The following is an 18,425-nucleotide window of genomic DNA, read 5'->3' as shown; positions in this document are numbered from 1 at the left end:
TGCAGTAAGAGTGACCGGACGGCGCTGCGGGGGCACCGTCGCGCAGTCGGGGCGTGAGGGGAGGGGCGCCGGCGGGCGTGGGCGGTGCCCTTCGCGGCTGCTCGCCCCGCGAGCAGGGGACCTCGTTCGTCGTACGGCGCGACCGCCGCAGCCCTGTCGCGAAGGAAATCCCCGTTGCCGTGCGTAACCGCTTCCACAAGAATCCCCCCATGACTTCTGCCTTGCGCCATGTGACGATCGACTGCTCCGACGCCTACGCCCTCGCCGGTTTCTGGTCCGAGGTGCTCGGCCAGCCTCTTCATGAGGACGACAAGCCAGGCGACGAGGAGGCGCTGATCGAGGGCGCACGACTGCTCTTCGTGACGGTCCCGGAGGCCAAGAGCCGGAAGAACCGGATCCACTTCGATCTGCAGCCGCAGGACCGTACACGGGAGGAGGAGGTCGAGCGCCTGCTGGCCCTCGGCGCCACCCTCGTCGACGACCGCCGCAAGCCTGACGGCACCGGGTGGGCGGTTCTGGCCGACCCCGAGGGCAACGAGTTCTGTGTCGAGCGCAGTGCGGGGGAGCGGGCGGCCGGGTGACATTGCGGCTGCGCCGAGACACGGCAACGGACAGCTCCGCACAGACCACTCCGCAATGACTGTCGGGTCGCGGGGGTTGTGGAGGTCGGTCGCAGGAAACGATTCGCCGTCCGCCGAACAGACACGCCGCTACGTTGAGCAGCATGCGTCCACCCAGCGCCACCCCGAGCTCCTTCTCGACCCTTCACCACGCCGAGACTCCCCTTCTCCTGCCCAATGCCTGGGACCACGCCTCTGCGGTGGCCCTGGCTGGGCAGGGCTTTCCGGCGATCGGAACGACTAGTCTCGCTGTGGCTTCGGCAGCGGGTCTGCCGGACGGAGCGGCGGCCACTCGGGACGGGACGATGAAGCTGGCGCTGCTGCTCGGGTCGCAACCGTTTCTCTTGTCGGTCGACGCTGAAAACGGTTTCAGCGAGGATCCGGATGAAGTCGGTGAGTTCGCACGTCAGCTGGCGGCAGCCGGTGCGGTCGGCATCAATCTCGAAGACGGGATGGGAGCGGTCGACCGGCACGCGGCGAAGATCACGGCTGCCAAATCCGCCGCACCCCAGCTGTTCGTCAACGCGCGAACGGACACGTACTGGCTCGGTGGACACGACGAAGCAGAGACGTTCTCCCGGCTCGACGCCTACCAACAGGCGGGCGCCGACGGTGTGTTCGTCCCCGGCCTGGCCGATGGCCGGCGGATCGCCGCGCTCGTCGCCCGGCTCGACGTTCCGCTCAACATCCTCTACTCGCCGAGCGGCCCCACCGTCTCCCACCTGGCCGACCTGGGCGTGAGCCGCATCAGCCTCGGTTCGTTTCTGTACCGGCGAGCTCTCGGCGCGGCGTTGGAGGCAATGGACGAGATCAGTCAAGGACGTCGTCCGAGCGGGCGTACGCCGACGTACGAGGAGACGTTGAGTCTCGGCGCGCCCGACGCGGCCGTCTTCTGACCGGCGTCCCTTGCCGGACTCGTCCCTCTCCCATGGCCAGTGCGGGTGACGCCATGTGCAGGGTGTCGCTCGCCATGGCTGGACCGTCCCTCGAGCGCCGCACATCCCGCGGTGCGCCGAAGCCGCCGCCGGCCTCCAGCAGGCAGTAATCGCGGAACGTGCTCGGGCTCTGGGTAACCGTTTCCCCGAACCGCCCGTCGGGGCATCCGCCGTCAGGCCGGCAACCGTTTTCCACTTTTTCGCCGCCGCGGCAGCCTCATGGCCGGAATCAGTGCCGGCGCCAGCGCCAGCCTCCACCAGGGAACGCAGGCCTCCGACGAGGCCGGGTCGGCGGACGGTGGTGTGGAAGGCGCGGGACAGGCCGCGCACCTCGATGCCGCCGATCACTCCTTCGACCTCCAGCAAGGCGCGGCCGGCCGGCAGGAGAGAGCCGGTCGGCCGCGGGAGACGTCAACACCGTGTCGGACTGTCGATCAAACGGTCAATGGATTGATCTCTTCTGTCCCCTCAGCCCCTACAGTCCTGCCTGGTCGGGGCGAGCGGGGTCGAACAGGGTCGGACGGAGCCGGTCGCGTCCGGTCGATGCGGGGCGGGCAGCGGCGTCGTAGGGCCCGATGGTCAGCCGGTGGCCGTGAAGACGAACGAGAACCGTGCGGGCGCCGCGTTCAGGAAGTACCGGGGCAGCGGGCCCGGGCCGCAGGACTGGGAGCCGAGGCCGTGCTGAGCGTGGTCGAGGTTGACCCACACCGTCTCGCCCGGGACCAGGTCGGTGCGGTGGGCGGCGGCGTCCAACTGCTCGGTGGTCCAGCGCCGCGCCGTGAACCAGAACTCGGGGTCCCCCTCGATGCGCAGCCCGCCGAGTTCGGCCCAGCGGACGTCGGCGCGGGCGCCGTTCTCCTGAGGTCGGACGTACGGCGTCTGCAGGGCGTCCACGGTCGACTGCCAGCGGCCGGCCTCGGACGCCGACCTGCTGTCGGGATAGGCCTCGCCGGGGCCGCCGCCGAACCACGTCACCCGGTCGGCCCCGGACAGCCCGAAGCGGATGCCCAGGCGGGGGAGCGGCACCGTCCAGTCGCCCTCGGGGGTCACCGAGACGGTCAGCCGCACGCGGTCGCCGTCGGACGTCCATCGGTAGGCCGTCGACAGGCCCACCTCCCAGCCGGCAGGCGCCACTCGGGTCCGCACCGTCAGGGCGTCGCCGCTGAGTTCGACCGCGTCCAGCCGGTGCCGCATCCGGTGCAGGCCCAGCTTGCGCCAGAGCAGGCCGTGGCGGACGTCCGACTGCCAGGGGGCGCCGTCGTCGTTGTCGGTGGTAGCCCGCCACACGTCCAGGCGCAGCCCGGTCACCGGTACCGGGCCGAGGGTCCGCAGCTCGCCCGTGCGGGCGTCGAAGGCGGCCGGGCCCAGGGTGACGAGCCGTTCGCCGACGACCGGTGCGACGGCCGGTGCGATGGACGGCAACGTCCTTGTTGAGACGGCCACTTGACCCCAGGCGACCACATGTCCCGCCGGCCCCCAGGCGGTGTCCTCGGCCAGGACGGCCCGGACGGTCCAGCCCGTCTCCGCACCGGCCGGGGCCCCGGCCGGCGGCTCCGGCAGCTTCACGTCGGCCGACTCGCCCGCTGCGAGCGGCGGCACCGCGAGCGGGCCGGACGCCACGGTCTCGCCGTCCGCCTGGAACGCCCAGGTGAAGTCCAGTGCCGAGAGGTCGGCGAAGTCCTGCTTGTTGCTGACGCGGACCGTGCCCGAGTCGGTCGCGTCCAGGGCGACCGGCTCGATCACCTTCTTGAACTCGACGAGACCGGGGGAGGGGGTGCGGTCGGGGAAGACCAGGCCGTCGCAGACGAAGTTGCCGTCGTGCAGTTCCTCGCCGAAGTCGCCGCCGTAGGCGTAGCCCAGCCGCGCATGCTTGACGCCGTGGTCGATCCACTCCCACACGAAAGCGCCCTGGAGCCGGTCGTGGGCCTCGAAGATCCGCTGGTAGTCGGCGAGTCCGCCGGGGCCGTTGCCCATGGCGTGCGCGTACTCGCAGAGGATGAAGGGGAGTCGACGCCGACCGAGGGCGCCGCCGTCCAGCCCCTGCCCTATCCGCTCGACCTCCTCGTGGGAGGCGTACATGCGTGAATAAACGTCTGTATCACGGCAGTTGACGTCCCCCTCGTAGTGCACGAGGCGGGAGGCGTCGCGGCCGTGGATCCACTCGGCCATCGCGGTCAGCCCGCGCCCGGTGCCGGCCTCGTTGCCCAGGGACCACATGACGATCGACGGGTGGTTCTTGTCCCTCTCGACCATGCGGGCGGCGCGGTCGAGGAGGGCGGGGGTCCAGCGGTCGTCGTCGACGGGGTTGTCCCGCCAGTCCTGTTCGACGAAGCCGTGGGTCTCCAGATCGCACTCGTCGATCACCCACAGACCGTACTCGTCACACAGGTCGAGGAAGGCCGGGTGCGGCGGGTAGTGCGAGGTGCGGACGGCGTTGACGTTGTGCCGCTTCATCAGCAGCACGTCCTCGCGCATCGTCTCCAGATCGAGGGCGCGGCCCGTCTCAGGATGCCATTCGTGCCGGTTGACGCCCTTGAAGAGGATCGGTCGGCCGTTGACCTTGATCAGCCCGTCCGCCAGTTCGACGGTGCGGAAACCGATGCGCAGGGGCACGCGTTCGCCCTCCGTCGTACAGCGTGGGCGTTTCCGCCGTCCACGGCTGCACCGACACAGTAACCGCTTCCCCGGTCGCGACATCGATGCCCAGGGCGGGCACGGTCACCCGGCCGTCGACATCGGAGTCGACGCGCAGGGCGCCCTCGCCCGTGACGTGGTCGTAGGAGGCGTGCACGAAGAAATCGAGCACGCTGCCCGCGGGACGGTGCAGCAGGGTCACGTCACGGAAGATGCCCGGCAGCCACCACTGGTCCTGGTCCTCCAGATACGAGCCCGCCGACCACTGGTGGACGCGGACCGCCAGGACGTTTCCGCTCGGCCGGAGCAGGTGCCCGACCGCGAACTCGTGCGCCAGCCGCGACCCCTTGAACTCACCGATGTCCGTGCCGTTCAACCAGACCCGCGCGCAGGACTCGACGCCGTCGAAACGGAGGACGAAACCGCCTTCAGAAACGTCAGGCCACCCCTCGGGGAGGTCGAAGACCCTCAGGTGGTCGCCGGTCGGGTTCTCCGTCGGCACCCGGGGCGGGTCGACCGGGAAGGGGTAGAGGTGGTTGGTGTAGATCGGCGAGCCGAACGCTCCCTCGCCCTGCAGCACCCAGTGGCCGGGGACCGTGACCTCGGCCCAGTCCCCGGCGTCGTACCCCTCCGCGGCGAACGCGTCGTCCTCGGCGTCGGTCGTCGCCGAGACGCGCAGCCGCCACCGCCCGTCGAGCGACAGCGACTTCGCGTCCGAGGACGCGTACCAGGCGCGAGGCGGGAGGGCTCCGTGGCCCGGCGAGACGTTCTCGACGTAATCGACGGACGGGGTGCCACCCGCTCGGGCGGAACCGGGGGAGGGGACTCGAGCGGAACCGGGGGAGGGGGAGGTGCGCAAGGACATCGGTCTCCTAGGTCAGCCCTTGATGCCGGTCTGCGCGATCCCCTGCACCAGCCAGCGCTGGAGGAAGAGGAACACGAACACCAGGGGCAGGATGGAAAAGGCGGTCGCCATGAAGATCAGGTGGAAGACGACGGTCTGGTTGGTCATGTAGTTGGAGAGCGCGACCTGGACGGTCCACGAACCCGGGTCCTGGCCGATGACCAGCGGCCACAGGAAGGAGTTCCAGCCGTTGATGAACGTGATGGTCGCCATCGCCGCGAAGAAGTTCAGCGAGTTGGGCACCACGATGCGCCAGTACGCGCCCCAGTAACCGAGTCCGTCCACCCGCGCCGCCTCCTCCAGTTCCTTGGGGAACCCGAGGAAGTACTGCCGGAACAGAAAGCACGTGAAACCGCTGAACAGTCCCGGGACGATCAGACCCCGGTAGGTGTCCACCCAGCCGAGTGAGGACACCAGGACGAAGCTCGGGACGAAGGTGACCGCCGTGGGGACCATCAGGGTGCCCAGCACGGCGTAGAAGACCTTGTTGGCGTGCCGGTAGGGGATGCGGGCGAGGCCGTAGCCGGCGAGGGAGCACACCAGCAGGACGCCGGCCGTGTGCAGGGTGGCCACGACCGCGGAGTTCCACAGGGACTGGGCGAAGGGCACCGTCTCGTCGGAGAACAGTTCGCTGACGTTGCCCCACTGCAGGTGCGTGGGAAAGAACTTCCAGTTCTCTCCGGTGATCTCGGCGTCCGTGGACAGGGCGTTGCGGATCAGCAGGTAGAAGGGGACGAGGAAGAAGAAGCCGGCGATGCCGGTGGCGACGTAGAGGCCGGTGGAGCTCATCACCCCGCCGCCGCGCCGCTGCCGGCGCGGTTGGTCCGACGGCGGTGCGGACTCTCCCACCTCGGGCAGTGTGGTCGTCACTTGGACTCCTCCCCCCTTCCGAAGCCCAGGAACCTGCCCTGGAGCAGGGTCACGGCACAGATCAGCACGGTCAGGATGACCGCGCCCGCGCTGCCGGAGCCGTAGTCCTGGCTCTCGCCCAGGGCCTTGTAGTACAGCTCGACGAGGGGCGGACGACCCCACGTCGTCTTCGACAGCAGGTTGAAGAACTCGTCGAAGGCCTGGTACGCGGCGATCAGCAGCAAAAGGATCACCGCGGTGGACGTGGCGCGCAACTGCGGCAAGGTGATGTGACGGAATGTCTGCCATCCCGGCTTGGCGCCGTCGATGGCGGCGGCCTCGTACAGCTCACCCGGAATGTTCTGCAACGCGGCCAGAAACAGAATCATGTAGAAACCGGACTGCAGCCACAGCCGGGCCGAGACGATGACGACCCAGTACCAGGGCGGGTTCGGGTCGGCCAGCCAGGCGATGTTCTCGACCCCGAACCAGCTGAGGACCGTGTTCATCATGCCGAAGCGGACCCCGCTGAAAATGGACATCTTCCAGATCAGGGCGGCGGCCACATAGCTGCAGGCGGTCGGCAGGAAGAACACCGAACGGAAGAACGCCCGCATGAACCGCAGCCGGTTCACCAGCAGGGCCAGCCCCAGCGAGAGCGCCCAGGTGGTGGGCACGATGAACGCGGCGAAGACGGTGAAGGTGACGAGCGAGCCGACGAAGTCGTCGTTCGTCAGCATGTACGTGTAGTTCTCGAAGCCGACGAACTTGTCGGGTGTGACGGTGAAGCGGGCCTCGAAGAAGCTGAGCCAGATGCTCCACAGGATCGGGGCGTAGACGAAGATCGCCAGGCCGATGAGGAAGGGCCCGGTGAAGAGCCAGAAGTTGGCGGTGGGGCTGCCCCGCAGTCCCCGCCGCGGCTTGGCCGGTGAGGCCTTCGCCGGGGCGGGGCTCGCGAGGTCGCGCGTCTGGGTCGTCGACATGTCGTGGTCCGTCCCGCGGCCTATCCGAACAGCTTCTTGAGTTCGCGGTTGACGGCCGTGTCGGCCTTGTCCAGCGCGGCCTCCGGGTCCATGTCCTTGCGGACCGCGTTGGCGAAGACGTCCTCGAGCGAGGTGATCATGGCCTGGGTCCAGCCGATGTTGTCGAAGTGCCCGAACTCGTTGAAGAGCCTGACGCCCTCAGCGGCGTTGCCCGACTTGAGCTTGTCGGCGCTCTGGGCGATCGAGGTGCGCGGCGGGATGTGGAAGCCGAAGGAGGTGGCCCAGTCCTCCTGGTACTGCTTCTGGTCGAGCCACAGCCACTTGACGTACTCCTTGGCCGCGTCGACGTTCTTGCCCTTGGCGTTGACGAACATCGACCAGCCGCCGTTGTAGACCGACTGCTTGCCGGCGTCGACGGTCTTGGGGAACGGGAAGACGCCCCAGTCGTCGCCGAGCGCCTTCTGGATGCCCGGCATCGCCCACATGCCGCAGAACTGGATGGCGCACAGGCCCTGGTTGAGGGAGGACGGGTCCCAGGACTCGGTCGGGGCGCCGAGCAGGAGATGGCCGCTGGTGAACAGCTTGCGCATCTTCTTCAGACCCTCGATGACGCCGGGGGTGTGGTAGGCGATCTGGTTCTTGTCGTCGAGGGTGTCGGCGCCGGCCGACCAGATCATCGGGTTGATGACGTTGTGCAGGTCGTTGCCCATGTACAGGCCCTTGACCTTGCCGGTGGTGAGTTTGGCGGCGGCCTCGATCAGTTCGTCGAGCGTGGTCGGCACCTGGACCTTGGCCTTCTCCAGCATCGACTTGCGATAGAAGAAGAACTGCGGGTCGTCGATCATGCGGACGCCGTATATCTTCCCGTCCACCGTGTGCGAGGTGATGTCGGCCGGGTTGAAGTCGCTCTTGACCGGCTCGACGATGTCGGTCAGATCCGCCACCTGCCCGCTCCTGATCAACTGGATCTGCGGGTGGAACTCGAAGAGGTCGGGCGCGCTCTTGGTGAGCAACGTCGCGAAGAGCTTGCTCTCGAAGTCGGCACTCGTGATCCACTGAGTGGTCACGTCCGCCTTGTCGTAGGCCTTCGCGTACTTCTTGATCGCCTGCTCGGTGCCCGGCTCGCCGTACGCGTGGAAGAACTGCGTCAGGTTGACGCCCGAGCCCGACCCTCCGCTTCTGCCGTTGTTGCTGCCGCACGCGGCGAGCGTCCCGGCCGCGGCCATGCCGGCCGCGGCCCGGAAGAGGGATCGGCGGGACCAGTTGCTGTTGCTCATTGCCGACATGGTGACGTCCTTGTCTCGAGTACGGCTGCGGCTCGACGGCTTCGGTGCCGGGGGGCTCAAATGGCGTTGCGGTGCGGGACGTTAACCTTCGGCTAAGGCTTCGGCAAGGGGTTGGACGAAGCCTGTTCGAAGCGTTGTGTTCGGTTCGGGATGGCGAACAGAGGCGTTCGCGGCGCGAGGCGCGGGGGAAGCCGAGTGCGGCGGACGCCAAGCGTGCGGTGCGCGGGATGAGGGCCGCCGGTGTCAGGGCCGGCGGCCCTCGGTTCAAAGGGGTGACCCGCGGGCGAACCACCGCCCGCTCAGGCCCCCGTGGGCCCGACGGATCCGTCACGTCCCGCGCCGCGCTTCACCGTCGCGCCCTTCGACCCTCATGAGGGCGACGCGGCCGGCTGCTCGTGCGCTCGCCGTCCTGCGTCGTCGGACAGTCGTCCTGCGGGCGACCGTTCACGCGGACGGCGACGTACGGCTGCGCACGCCCACGGAGGCGGTGCGTCTGACGTTTCGCTGTCCGACGGACTGCAGCGCCCCCTCCAGTGCGAACGTCGCCGCGCCCAGGCAGGCCGGGTCGGTCGGAATGGGGCTGATGACGATCCGGTTGGCGGCCAGCGGCCGCTTCAGCGCGTGCCGCGCCACCGCCTCGCGCACCTCCCCCAGGAGGGGTTCGCCGAGCCGGGCGGCGACCCAGCTGCTCAGCACGACCACCTCGGGATTGAGCACGTTGATCAGGTTGGCGATGCCCGCGCCGAGGTAACGGGCGGTCTCGCGGACGACCTTGAGGGCCACCGGTTCCTTCGCGGCGACCGCGGCCGCCAGCGCGTCGATGGTGGCGGTCTGGTCGTCGGAGTGCAACAGCGGGCTGTGCGGGCTGAGTTCCCGCAGATTCTGCATGATGCCGGGGGCGCCGACGTACGCCTCCACGCACCCGTGGTTGCCGCAACGGCACAGCCGGCCGTCCAGCACGAGAGTGGTGTGCCCCCACTCCCCGGCGCTGTTGCTCACCCCCCGGTGCAGACCACCGCCGAGCACCAGGCCCGCTCCGACGCCCGTCCCGAGGTTGACCACCACGGCGTCCCCGTGTCCGCGCGCTGCCCCGAACCACAGCTCGGCGACCGCGCCGGCCCGCAGCGGGTTGTCCAAGTACAGCGGATACGCGATGTGTTCGGCCAGCAGATCGAGCAACGGCACGTCGTGCCAGTCCCAGTTGGGCGCGTACTCGGAGACGCCGGTGGCGCGATCCACCTGACCCGGCACGCTGACCCCGACGCCGAGCACCCGCGCGGCCTCGACGCCGGCCTGCGCGACCACCGAACCGGCGGCCGCGGCGACATGGCTCACCACCTGCTGCGGACGGCTCTCACCCGGCCGCATGTTCTCCTCGGCGCGCGCCAGCACGTTCAGCGCGAGATCGAACAGCTCGACGTGGACGTACGTCTCCGCGATGTCCACGCCGATCAACGCGCCCCCCGACGCGTTGACGGCCACGAGTCCCCGGGGGCGGCCGCCCGCCGAGTCCTCGAAACCGACCTCCGTGATCATGCGGAGGTCGAGCAGCTCGCCGACCAGCGTGGCGACGGTGGCGAGCGAGAGCCCCGTCGCGGCCGCGAGCTCCTGCCGGGAGGTGGGCGAAGCGGCGATGATCTGGCGCAGCACCTCGTAGCGGTTCGCGGTGCGGATGTCCCGTGACGTGCCGCGCTTCATGGAACGTGCCCCCCTCATCCCTTCCGTCCCCTGTGCACGGGGCGGGCCGGCACCGCGACGACATCGGCGCCGCGCCAGGCTATGGCGTGCCGCCCGGTTCGACAAGGGGTTAGGAAAGGGGCTTTATAAAGTAGGCGGAAGCCGTCGGACGTCAGCCGCCGAGGACGTCCCGGACGAAGACGTTGCTGAACTTGCCGACCGGATCCAGCTCCCGCGCGAGGGCGGCGAAGTCGTCGATCCGGGGGTAGCGGCCGCGGACCATGCCCGGAGCCAGCTCGAAGACCTTGCCCCAGTGAGGCCGCGGCTCGAACGGCTCCAGCGCCGCCTCCACCGCACGCACCACCGGCAGCACGACCGTCGTGTCCTCCACCCAGGTGAAGTGGAGCGCCACCGTGTCCCGCCCGTAGGAGGGGCTCAGCCACTGCTCGTCGGCCGCCACGGTCCGCACCTCGCAGATCTGCAGCACGGGGGCCACCGTCCGCCGGATGCCGTCGATCGCCTGCAGGGCCCGGACGGCATGCCGACGCGGCAACAGATACTCGCTCTGCAACTCGTTTCCGCTGCTCGGGGTGAACTCCGCCCGGAAGTGCGGCAGCCTGTCGTGCCACGGCCCCGCCACACCGAACTGCGCGGTGCAGTTGACGGCCGGCATCCCCGGCACCGGATGCAGGGCCTCCACGGCGGGCGTGGCCCACGGGAACTCGGCGAGCGGCTCGTCCGTGCGCCGCTTCAGCCACACCTGCCGGAACCCGGGCGCACCCCAGTCCGTGAACAGGCTGACGCTGTACGCCGCACCCGCGACGGTCTCGAAGTCGAGCCCTTCCAAGGGGAGTTCGGTGAAAAGGTGCTGTTCCACCTCGTAAGCGGGTTCCAGGTCGAGGGTCAGCGCGGTGACGACCCCGAGGGCGCCCAGGGACGTGACGGTCCCGTCGAACCGGCGGTCGCCGCGTCCGACGACGACGGTGGAGCCGTCGGCGGTGACGATCTCCACCTCTCGCACCGCGCCGGCCAGCGGACCGTTCGCGACTCCCGAACCGTGCGTGCCGGTCGCCACCGAGCCGGCGACCGAGATGTGCGGCAAGGACGCCATGTTCGCCAGCGCGAGCCCCCGCTCGTGCACCCGGCGCGCCAGCTCGGCGTACCGGACGCCACCGCCCACCCGCACGGTCCGGGCCGACCCGTCCACGTCGATCTCGGCCGGCAGCCCGCCCAGCGACAGCAGCACCCCGTCGCCGCCCGGGTCGGCGATCTTGTTGAACGAGTGCCCGCTGCCGAGCACACGCACCCGCGAGCTGTCCGCCACCAGCGAGCGCAGTGCGCCGAGGGAGTCCGGCCGGCGCACGTCCTTCGCGGCGAAGACGATGTTGCCGGCCCAGTTGGTAACGGTTTCCGTCATGCGACTGCTCGTCCCTCCCGAGGAGATCGAGAACCCTCGGTTCCCAGGTGGAACCTACCCTGCCCGCAACACGAGGCCCCCCGCCCCCACCTCCGCGCCGGCAGGGGCATACCGTGAGGAGTCGTACGCCTGAGCCGGGAGGAGAGTCGGATGGGCAGCCGTACCGCGCTGGTCGAGGATCTGATGGAGCGGTTTCCGCATGTTCCGCGGGAGGCCGTCATCAAGGAGGACCTGCTGCGCGGAGGCGTGGCCTTCGACGCCTCCGCCCTCAGCGACAACGAGTCGGGGGAGGTCAAGCCGAAGTCGTACTTCATCTTCTCCTTCGACCACGGCACCCTGCCCGAGCTGGGCGAGGCCGCGCTGCGCCGCCCGCCGGAGGAGATCATCCTCACTGGGGGCCCCTACGACCTGCGGCGCACGGTCGTCTCGGTCCGGGTGAACCCCACCTCGCCGTATCGCGTCGCGGCGGACGACGAGGGCCTGCTCGGCCTCTACCTCGACGGACAGCGCATCGCCGACGTCGGGGTGCCGCCGATGCCGGAGTACTACCGGCACAAGCTCTCCAACGGCAAGTCGGTCATGGAGGTGGCGCCCACCATCCAGTGGGGTTACCTGATCTACCTGACCGTCTTCCGGGTGTGTCAGTACTTCGGCGCCAAGGAGGAGTGCCAGTACTGCGACATCAACCACAACTGGCGTCAGCACAAGGCGGCCGGGCGGCCCTATACGGGCGTGAAGGACGTCGAGGAAGTCCTCGAAGCCCTGGAGATCATCGACCGCTACGACACCCAGAGGGCCTCCACCGCCTACACGCTCACCGGCGGCGCGATCACCAAGACCGTCGCCGGCCGCGACGAGGCCGACTTCTACGGCCACTATGCCAAGGCCATCGAGGAGCGTTTCCCGGGCCGCTGGATCGGCAAGGTCGTCGCCCAGGCGCTGCCCCGCGACGACGTGCAGCGCTTCAAGGACTACGGAGTGCAGATCTACCACCCGAACTACGAGGTCTGGGACCGCAGGCTGTTCGAGCTGTACTGCCCGGGCAAGGAGCGCTACGTCGGCCGCGACGAGTGGCACAAGCGGATCCTCGACTCGGCGGAGATCTTCGGCGCCCGCAACGTCATCCCGAACTTCGTCGCGGGGGTCGAGATGGCCGAGCCGTTCGGTTTCGGGTCCGTCGACGAGGCCATCGCCTCCACCACCGAGGGCCTGCGCTTCTTCATGTCGCACGGGATCACGCCCCGCTTCACCACCTGGTGCCCGGAGCCGACGACCCCGCTCGGCAAGGCCAACCCGCAGGGTGCGCCGCTGGAGTACCACATCCGGCTGCTGCAGGCCTACCGCGCGACGATGGACGAGTTCGGCCTCTCCTCGCCGCCCGGCTACGGCCCGCCCGGACCCGGCCGCGCGGTGTTCTCCGTGAGTTCCTTCATGGACAGCCTTCCGGCTCAGGACACGGCGACCGTATAGTCGCCGGAAGCTCCGGAAGTCCCCGGACGGATGGTCCTGTGGTCCTGGAAGCGGTTTCGAAGCAGGCAGTTCGGCGACGCGGCGGTTCGGCCACCCGGTAGCCCGACAGGCCGGTAGCTCGGCAAGTCGGTAGCTCGGCAACGCGGCAAGCCGGTCATCCGGCAACGCCAAGCCAGGCAGAGGGCGTCGCGCCAGGCCTTCCGGGGCGGTCTGGTGGGAAATGTTGGAGAAATCGGTTTCGAACGTGAACCCGGTTGCGAAATATGCTGTCGGCGTTGAATGTGAAGCGGTCGGCGTCCGTACTGGAGGCCGGAGTGGCGGGCGCGGCCGCCCTGCGTGTCCTGTCCTCCTGTCCTGACATGACATCTGAACAGGGCGCTTGTCAGTTGTGTTGGAAACGTGAAAAGCTCTGCCCCTGCCGCGAGGTTCCCCCCAACTCCGTCCCCGTCATGGTGAGTTGACCTCGCTTGTGGATGCAGGAGACCCATGCCCGACCTGCCGACCCCGAAGGACGCCGCCGAGGCCGCGCTGTTCTCCGAGTGCTGGGACGCCGTCCTGTCGTACGCGGACCTGTGCACGTCCGGCTCGACCGCGGCGAATCAGCTGGCCCGAGAGGCGTTCGCGCTCGGCATACGCGAAGCCCGCGCCGCCGAGGACGGCACCGCGCGAGGCGCTGGACGCCGCTCGTCCCGGCTGCCCCGGATCCCCCTGCTGCTGACCGCCGTACGCGCCACGGCGGCCGCCTGGGAGGCCCAGGGCCAGGGCCACAAACTCGACCCCGACCTGCGCCTGTGGCTGAACTCGGGGAAGGCCGCACGGTACGTCGGACCGCCCCTGAGCCGTCCCATCGCCCTGCGCGGTCTGCGTGACATGCAGGAACCGGACGCGGCCCTTCTGTGGCTGGCGGAGGTCGAGGCGCTGCCGCTGCACTCCGTCGTCCGCCGTCAGGGCCTGGACCCGGCCGCCGCAGTGGAAGAACTCAACGAAGTCCGCGGCCTGTTTCGAGACCGCTGTCACCGCAACCATCTCGACACGCCGATGGACGCGGAGTGCCGCAGCTACGTCCGGCTGCTCGACGCGGTCACCCGATCGCCCGCCGCCGACACCCCGCCGGACCTCTCCCGGCACCTCGCCACCTGCGTGGAGTGCGCGGAGGCCGCCGCCTGTCTGCGCCTGCACGGGGGCGGACTGCCCGCGGCCCTCGCCCAGGGCGTGATCGGCTGGGGCGGCCTCGCCTACCTGGAGCGGCGCCGCCGGGCCGCCGAGGTGCGCCTCGGCCCCGGACGCCCCGACACCTCCGACCCCGAGGGCGCGGCCCAACGAGCCGCCGCCAACAAGGCACGCGTGCGGCGCAACGCCCTGCTCACCGCCGCCGTCCTCGTCTCCGGGCTGGCCCTCGCCGTCTCGATGATGCCCGGCGACAGCGGGGGCGACGTCACCGCCAAGAGCGGCCCCACGGACAGCAGCCCGGTGGCCGGTCCAGGCTCCGCCGGGCCGCCCGCCTCGCCGGCCACCTCCGCCACGCCGTCCTCGTCCGGTCCGGCGCCGTCCGGCGAGGACACGCCGTCGGCCGACGGCTCCGCCCATGCGAGCAAACCCGATCCCGAGCCCCAGGGCACCTCCTCGTCCACGGCGGGCGCCGGGGGGAGCGAGAGCGAGGCGGCCTGCGAGGTCCGCTACGACCTCGTCAACCAGTGGCCGGACGGTTTCCAGGCCACCGTCACCGTCACGACCGCCGACGCCCTCGACTCCTGGCGCGTGGCCTGGTCCTTCCGGGACGGTCAGCGGGTGGACCAGATGTGGGACGCGAGCCTCGCGCAGAACGGCTCCCGCGTCACCGCGACGGCCGCCGACTACAACCGGACCGTCTCCGCGAACGGCACCCTCACCTTCGGGTTCCTCGCCTCCTGGCACAACAAGAACACGGCGCCCTACGCCTTCACCCTCAACGGGAAGACGTGCACCGCTTCTTGAGGAGGCGAAGGCTGATCGGGCCCCGGCCCCGCCCGGCGAGGCACGGCGGCCTCTCGGGGCATGGCGGCCCGCCGGCGTCGACGCGCTGGTCTGCAGGCCATGGGAACATCGGCAGGCCCGCCGACCGTGCGGCGCTGAGGCTGCCTGGTGTCGCTGAGCGCGGCTTGCTGCAACCGCAACAGGAACCGCGACGGAAACAGCAACAGGAACCGCGACGGAAACAGCAGCTCTGCAACCGGTTTCATCGCTGACGTCGTGGCGTGCTTGAGGTCGCCGCAGCCGCGGCCTCCGGCGTTGTCATCGCCAGGTGTCGGATTCAGGCGACGGCTGCGCCGAACCACTTCCCGAGCGCACGCATCAAGTCCTGCTGGTCTTCGCCCACCCAGGCGACGTGGCCATCCGGCCGCAACAGCACTGCGGGCACGTCCAGTTCATCGCTGAAGTCGACGACGTGATCCACTCGGTCCGCCCAGCCCTCCGGCGAGAGCCGGCCGGTCTGGTCGAACAGAAGGCCGTGACCGGCATGCATCCGCTCGTAGAGGCGGCCGTGCTTCAGCTTCACGTCGCGCAACCGCCGACCGAGCAGTTCGTGGCCTTCGCCGAAGTCATAACGGACGTCGACCGCCGTGATCATCCCGGTCACGTACCGGTTCACCTCCTCGAAGTCCATCAGCGTGGACAGGAGGTTCCGCAGTGCGGTCGCCCCGGGGTCGGCCCCCAACAGCGTGATCTGCGCCCGGGTGTTGTCGAGGACACGTGCGCCGACCGGGTGCCGTTCCTCGTGGTAGGTGTCCAGCAGCCCATCCGGGGCCCAGCCGTTCACCTCCGCGGCCAGCTTCCAGCCGAGGTTGAACGCGTCCTGGACGCCCAGATTGAGCCCCTGCCCCCCGGTCGGCGGGTGGATGTGCGCCGCGTCGCCCGCCAGCAGCACACGGCCCACCCGGTAGCGCTCGGCCTGCTTCGTCGCGTCGCCGAACCGGGACAACCAGCGCGGTGAATGCACGCCGAAATCGGTTTCCGCGAAGGCCCGCAACTGCTGCCTGAACTCGTCCAAGGTCGGCGTGGCCGAACGGTCCTCGGCCACGCCGTCGGCGGGTACCACCACGCGGTAGGTTCCGCCCTTGAGGGGGTTGGCGCCGAATCGAGGCTCAGTCCGGTGGACTTCTTCGACGACGGCGGCGATCTTCGCCGGTTCCTCGGTCGCCTCCATCTCGCCCAGCAGCGTCTCGACGGTGGCGGGCTGGCCGGGAAACCCGACGCCGAGCAGCTTGCGCACGTTGCTGCGGCCGCCGTCGCAGCCCACGAGGTAACGCGAGCGCAGCCGCGTGCCGTCCGCCAGCCCGACGGTCACCCCGTCCTCGTCCTGACTCAGCCCGACGACTTCGCAGCCGCGGCGGATCTCGGCGCCGAGTTCGAGGGCTCGTTCGGCGAGCAGCTTCTCGGTGACCGGCTGGGGAGTGGCAAGGCTGTAGGGGTGAGCCGTGTCCAGCCGATCCGGCCACGACGTGGCGCCACCGCCGAAGAAACCGCCTGCTTGGAATTTCCCACTGACCGCGAGGAACCTGTCGAGCAGGCCTCGTTGGTCCATGATCTCGACGCTGCGCGTGTGGAGGCCCTGGCCGCGGGACTGCCCGGTCGGCTCGGTCAACCTCTCCAACACGACCGTCCGCACTCCGGCCAGCCGCAATTCGGCCGCCAGCATCAACCCGGTCGGCCCACCGCCGACGATGACGACATCAATCATCGCAACCCCTTGTCCGTAGTTTCCTGTTTCGGCAGGGAATTCTCCGTTGCGGCGGGGGTCTTGCCGCAAGCCCCCCAATGCGCTATATGTTGAGAGTGGCAAGGAGAGGATTACCTCCTTGCCTTTTTCTGTCTCTTTTGTCGTCCACTCGGATGGACGGGTGGATGCGGGGGCGGGTCGGTGGACGGACAGCCGACACCGTCGCGACGCTTGGCGCGTTCCTGTCTTTCACGCCCTCGCTGCCTCCGCAGTCCCTGCCGGAAAATGCGTGGCAACTGGATACTGACGCCCTTATCCTGGGCGGGTCTTTGCGGGGCCGAGGAGGCCGCCGTTGTCAGCCGTACGACGAACAGGGGGTGTGACCGATGACTGTCGCCACGAGGGGCGCTGTGCGCAGCGGCCAGACGTTCGTTCACTCCACCTCCGCGGTCTCCGGCTGAACCGATTTGCCCTTCCGTTCCCTTCTGCTTCACTTACGTGAACGCTTTCACATGCGGAAGCGGATTGTTGCCGAGGCTGCCCCTGTGAAGGGTCTCCCTTGCATTCCTCTTCGTCATCGGTTTCTTCGCATCCTCTCGCCGCCTACGGCTGGGACGAGGGCTGGGAAACCGAGTTCCTTCCCTATTTCATGGAGAAGCTGCTGCCCGGCCGTGTCGTACGCGTCGACCGAGGCATGTGCGACGTCGTTACCGAGGCCGGCGTGGTCCGCGCCGACACGGAGTTCGTCGTGCCCCGCGATCCGATGAAGGTCGTGTGCACGGGGGACTGGGTCGCCCTCGACCCCGTCGGCAGCGACCCGCGATACGTGCGGACGCTCCTTCCGCGCCGTACCGCCTTCGTTCGCTCCACCTCCTCCAAGCGCTCGGAGGGCCAGATCCTCGCCGCGAACGTCGACCACGCCGTCGTCGCGATGTCCCTGGCGGTCGAACTCGACCTCGGCCGGGTCGAGCGGTTCCTGGCCCTGGCCTGGGAGTCCGGAGCCCAGCCGGTCGTCGTGCTCACCAAGGCCGACCTGGTGCCCGACCCGATCGCGTTGTCCTACCTGGTCGAGGACGTCATGGCGAGCGCACCCGGTGTGCCCGTGCTGACCGTCCGCGCACGGGAGGGCGAGGGCGTCGAGGAACTGGCTGCGCTGATCGGGCGCGGCACCTCCGTGCTGCTCGGGGCGTCCGGTGCGGGGAAGTCCACACTCGCCAACGCGCTCGTCGGCGAAGACGTGATGGACGTCCAGGCCATCCGTGACATGGACGGCAAGGGGCGGCACACCACCACCACCCGCAACCTGCTTCCGCTTCCCGGCGGCGGCGTCCTCATCGACACGCCTGGCCTGCGCGGCGTCGGCCTCTGGGACGCCGGCACAGGTGTCGGCCAAGTCTTCGCGGAGATCGAGGAGTTCGCCCGGGACTGCCGGTTCCACGACTGCGCGCACGATGCCGAGCCGGGGTGCGCCGTGCGGGCGGCCGTCGACGACGGCGAACTACCGCTGCGCAGACTGGAGAGTTACCGCAAACTCGTCCGGGAGAACCAGTGGATCGTCGCCAAGTCCGACGCCCGCATGCGGGCCGGCGTACGCCAGGACTGGAAGCGAAGGCAGGCCGAAGGCCGGGCGGCGGGGGACGCTAAAAGGGGCCGAGGGCCGTGGCGGCCTGCACCGCCTCGGTAACCGTTCGGCTAGCAGTAGTCGCTGGGTAACCGGTTGTCTTGCGGGAAACGATTTCGTAGCGCTTCCCCTTCGGTAACCGGTTTCACCTCCGACGCGACGGAATCCCGTCGCGAAGCCGCTTTCCGTTGCGTAACCGGTTTCCCAGACTGCTCGCCGGTCGCCCGCTGTGCAACACCCTCTCTGCCATCGCTGCGGACTCCGCAGCCTTCCGCGGCCTTCTGCGTCCTTCGCGGCAAGCGGGCCGTGCCCCGGCGGCACGGCCCGCTCCC

Annotated in this window: 11 protein-coding genes and 1 pseudogene; 5 read left to right on the top strand and 7 right to left on the bottom strand. The window is 69.4% G+C overall.

Going from position 1 to position 18,425, the window contains the following annotated elements:
• Positions 1-209: 209 nt before the first annotated feature.
• Together ACFVYK_RS26095 and ACFVYK_RS26090 are read left to right on the top strand one after the other, a co-directional pair.
• Entirely contained in the window at positions 210-581 is a 372-nt protein-coding gene (locus tag ACFVYK_RS26095) for a VOC family protein (protein ID WP_389778182.1), read from the top strand.
• Positions 582-724: 143 nt separating this feature from the next.
• A complete protein-coding gene (locus ACFVYK_RS26090) occupies positions 725-1,516 on the top strand; it encodes an isocitrate lyase/phosphoenolpyruvate mutase family protein (protein WP_389778180.1) in 792 nt (263 codons plus the stop codon).
• A gap of 618 nt (positions 1,517-2,134) precedes the next feature.
• On the opposite strand, the pseudogene ACFVYK_RS26085 reads toward ACFVYK_RS26090, so the two are convergent.
• The 6 genes and pseudogenes from ACFVYK_RS26085 to ACFVYK_RS26060 all read right to left on the bottom strand — a co-directional run bounded on the left by ACFVYK_RS26085 (position 2,135) and on the right by ACFVYK_RS26060 (position 11,305).
• Positions 2,135-5,054 (bottom strand): annotated as a pseudogene (locus ACFVYK_RS26085) (glycoside hydrolase family 2 TIM barrel-domain containing protein).
• 12 nt (positions 5,055-5,066) lie between these two features.
• Complete coding sequence (locus ACFVYK_RS26080; RefSeq protein WP_389778178.1) at positions 5,067-5,963, bottom strand: carbohydrate ABC transporter permease; 897 nt, start codon at positions 5,961-5,963, stop codon at positions 5,067-5,069.
• On the bottom strand, positions 5,960-6,925 hold the full coding sequence (locus ACFVYK_RS26075; RefSeq protein ID WP_389778176.1) for a carbohydrate ABC transporter permease: 966 nt from the start codon (positions 6,923-6,925) through the stop codon (positions 5,960-5,962). Before ACFVYK_RS26075 ends, ACFVYK_RS26080 begins: the two co-directional genes overlap by 4 nt.
• A 20-nt stretch (positions 6,926-6,945) precedes the next feature.
• On the bottom strand, positions 6,946-8,202 hold the full coding sequence (locus tag ACFVYK_RS26070; protein WP_389778174.1) for an ABC transporter substrate-binding protein: 1,257 nt from the start codon (positions 8,200-8,202) through the stop codon (positions 6,946-6,948).
• A 453-nt stretch (positions 8,203-8,655) separates the two neighbouring features.
• A complete protein-coding gene (locus tag ACFVYK_RS26065; RefSeq protein WP_389778172.1) occupies positions 8,656-9,909 on the bottom strand; it encodes an ROK family protein in 1,254 nt (417 codons plus the stop codon).
• 151 nt (positions 9,910-10,060) lie between these two features.
• Positions 10,061-11,305, bottom strand: a complete 1,245-nt coding sequence (locus ACFVYK_RS26060) for a D-arabinono-1,4-lactone oxidase (RefSeq protein ID WP_389778171.1) — start codon at positions 11,303-11,305, stop codon at positions 10,061-10,063.
• Positions 11,306-11,455: 150 nt separating this feature from the next.
• On the opposite strand from ACFVYK_RS26060, the gene ACFVYK_RS26055 reads away from it, so the two are divergent.
• Positions 11,456-12,775, top strand: coding sequence for a radical SAM protein (locus ACFVYK_RS26055; RefSeq protein WP_389778169.1), 1,320 nt, complete (start codon positions 11,456-11,458; stop codon positions 12,773-12,775).
• 486 nt (positions 12,776-13,261) lie between these two features.
• On the top strand, positions 13,262-14,749 hold the full coding sequence (locus ACFVYK_RS26050) for a cellulose binding domain-containing protein (protein WP_389778168.1): 1,488 nt from the start codon (positions 13,262-13,264) through the stop codon (positions 14,747-14,749).
• 316 nt (positions 14,750-15,065) lie between these two features.
• Here ACFVYK_RS26050 and rox read toward each other — a convergent pair whose 3' ends face one another.
• A complete protein-coding gene (gene rox, locus ACFVYK_RS26045; protein ID WP_389778166.1) occupies positions 15,066-16,493 on the bottom strand; it encodes a rifampin monooxygenase in 1,428 nt (475 codons plus the stop codon).
• 628 nt (positions 16,494-17,121) lie between these two features.
• Between rox and rsgA the strand changes: the two genes are divergently transcribed.
• Complete coding sequence (gene rsgA, locus ACFVYK_RS26040) at positions 17,122-18,156, top strand: ribosome small subunit-dependent GTPase A (protein ID WP_389778165.1); 1,035 nt, start codon at positions 17,122-17,124, stop codon at positions 18,154-18,156.
• Positions 18,157-18,425 lie beyond the last annotated feature (269 nt).

Origin of the sequence: Streptomyces sp. NPDC058291 (assembly GCF_042880855.1) — a bacterium.
Classification (GTDB): Bacteria; Actinomycetota; Actinomycetes; order Streptomycetales; family Streptomycetaceae; genus Streptomyces.
Note: the sequence above shows the minus strand (reverse complement) of the source record. Positions and strands in the feature narration are given on the sequence as shown.

Excerpts from the sequence above, each read along its gene's own strand:
- ACFVYK_RS26095 (WP_389778182.1), top strand. The coding sequence starts at position 210 with ATGACTTCTGCCTTGCGCCATGTGACGATCGACTGCTCCGACGCCTAC.
- ACFVYK_RS26090 (WP_389778180.1), top strand. The coding sequence starts at position 725 with ATGCGTCCACCCAGCGCCACCCCGAGCTCCTTCTCGACCCTTCACCAC.
- ACFVYK_RS26075 (WP_389778176.1), bottom strand. The coding sequence starts at position 6,925 with ATGTCGACGACCCAGACGCGCGACCTCGCGAGCCCCGCCCCGGCGAAG.
- ACFVYK_RS26070 (WP_389778174.1), bottom strand. The coding sequence starts at position 8,202 with ATGAGCAACAGCAACTGGTCCCGCCGATCCCTCTTCCGGGCCGCGGCC.
- ACFVYK_RS26065 (WP_389778172.1), bottom strand. The coding sequence starts at position 9,909 with ATGAAGCGCGGCACGTCACGGGACATCCGCACCGCGAACCGCTACGAG.
- ACFVYK_RS26060 (WP_389778171.1), bottom strand. The coding sequence starts at position 11,305 with ATGACGGAAACCGTTACCAACTGGGCCGGCAACATCGTCTTCGCCGCG.
- ACFVYK_RS26055 (WP_389778169.1), top strand. The coding sequence starts at position 11,456 with ATGGGCAGCCGTACCGCGCTGGTCGAGGATCTGATGGAGCGGTTTCCG.
- ACFVYK_RS26050 (WP_389778168.1), top strand. The coding sequence starts at position 13,262 with ATGCCCGACCTGCCGACCCCGAAGGACGCCGCCGAGGCCGCGCTGTTC.
- rox (WP_389778166.1), bottom strand. The coding sequence starts at position 16,493 with ATGATTGATGTCGTCATCGTCGGCGGTGGGCCGACCGGGTTGATGCTG.
- rsgA (WP_389778165.1), top strand. The coding sequence starts at position 17,122 with ATGGAGAAGCTGCTGCCCGGCCGTGTCGTACGCGTCGACCGAGGCATG.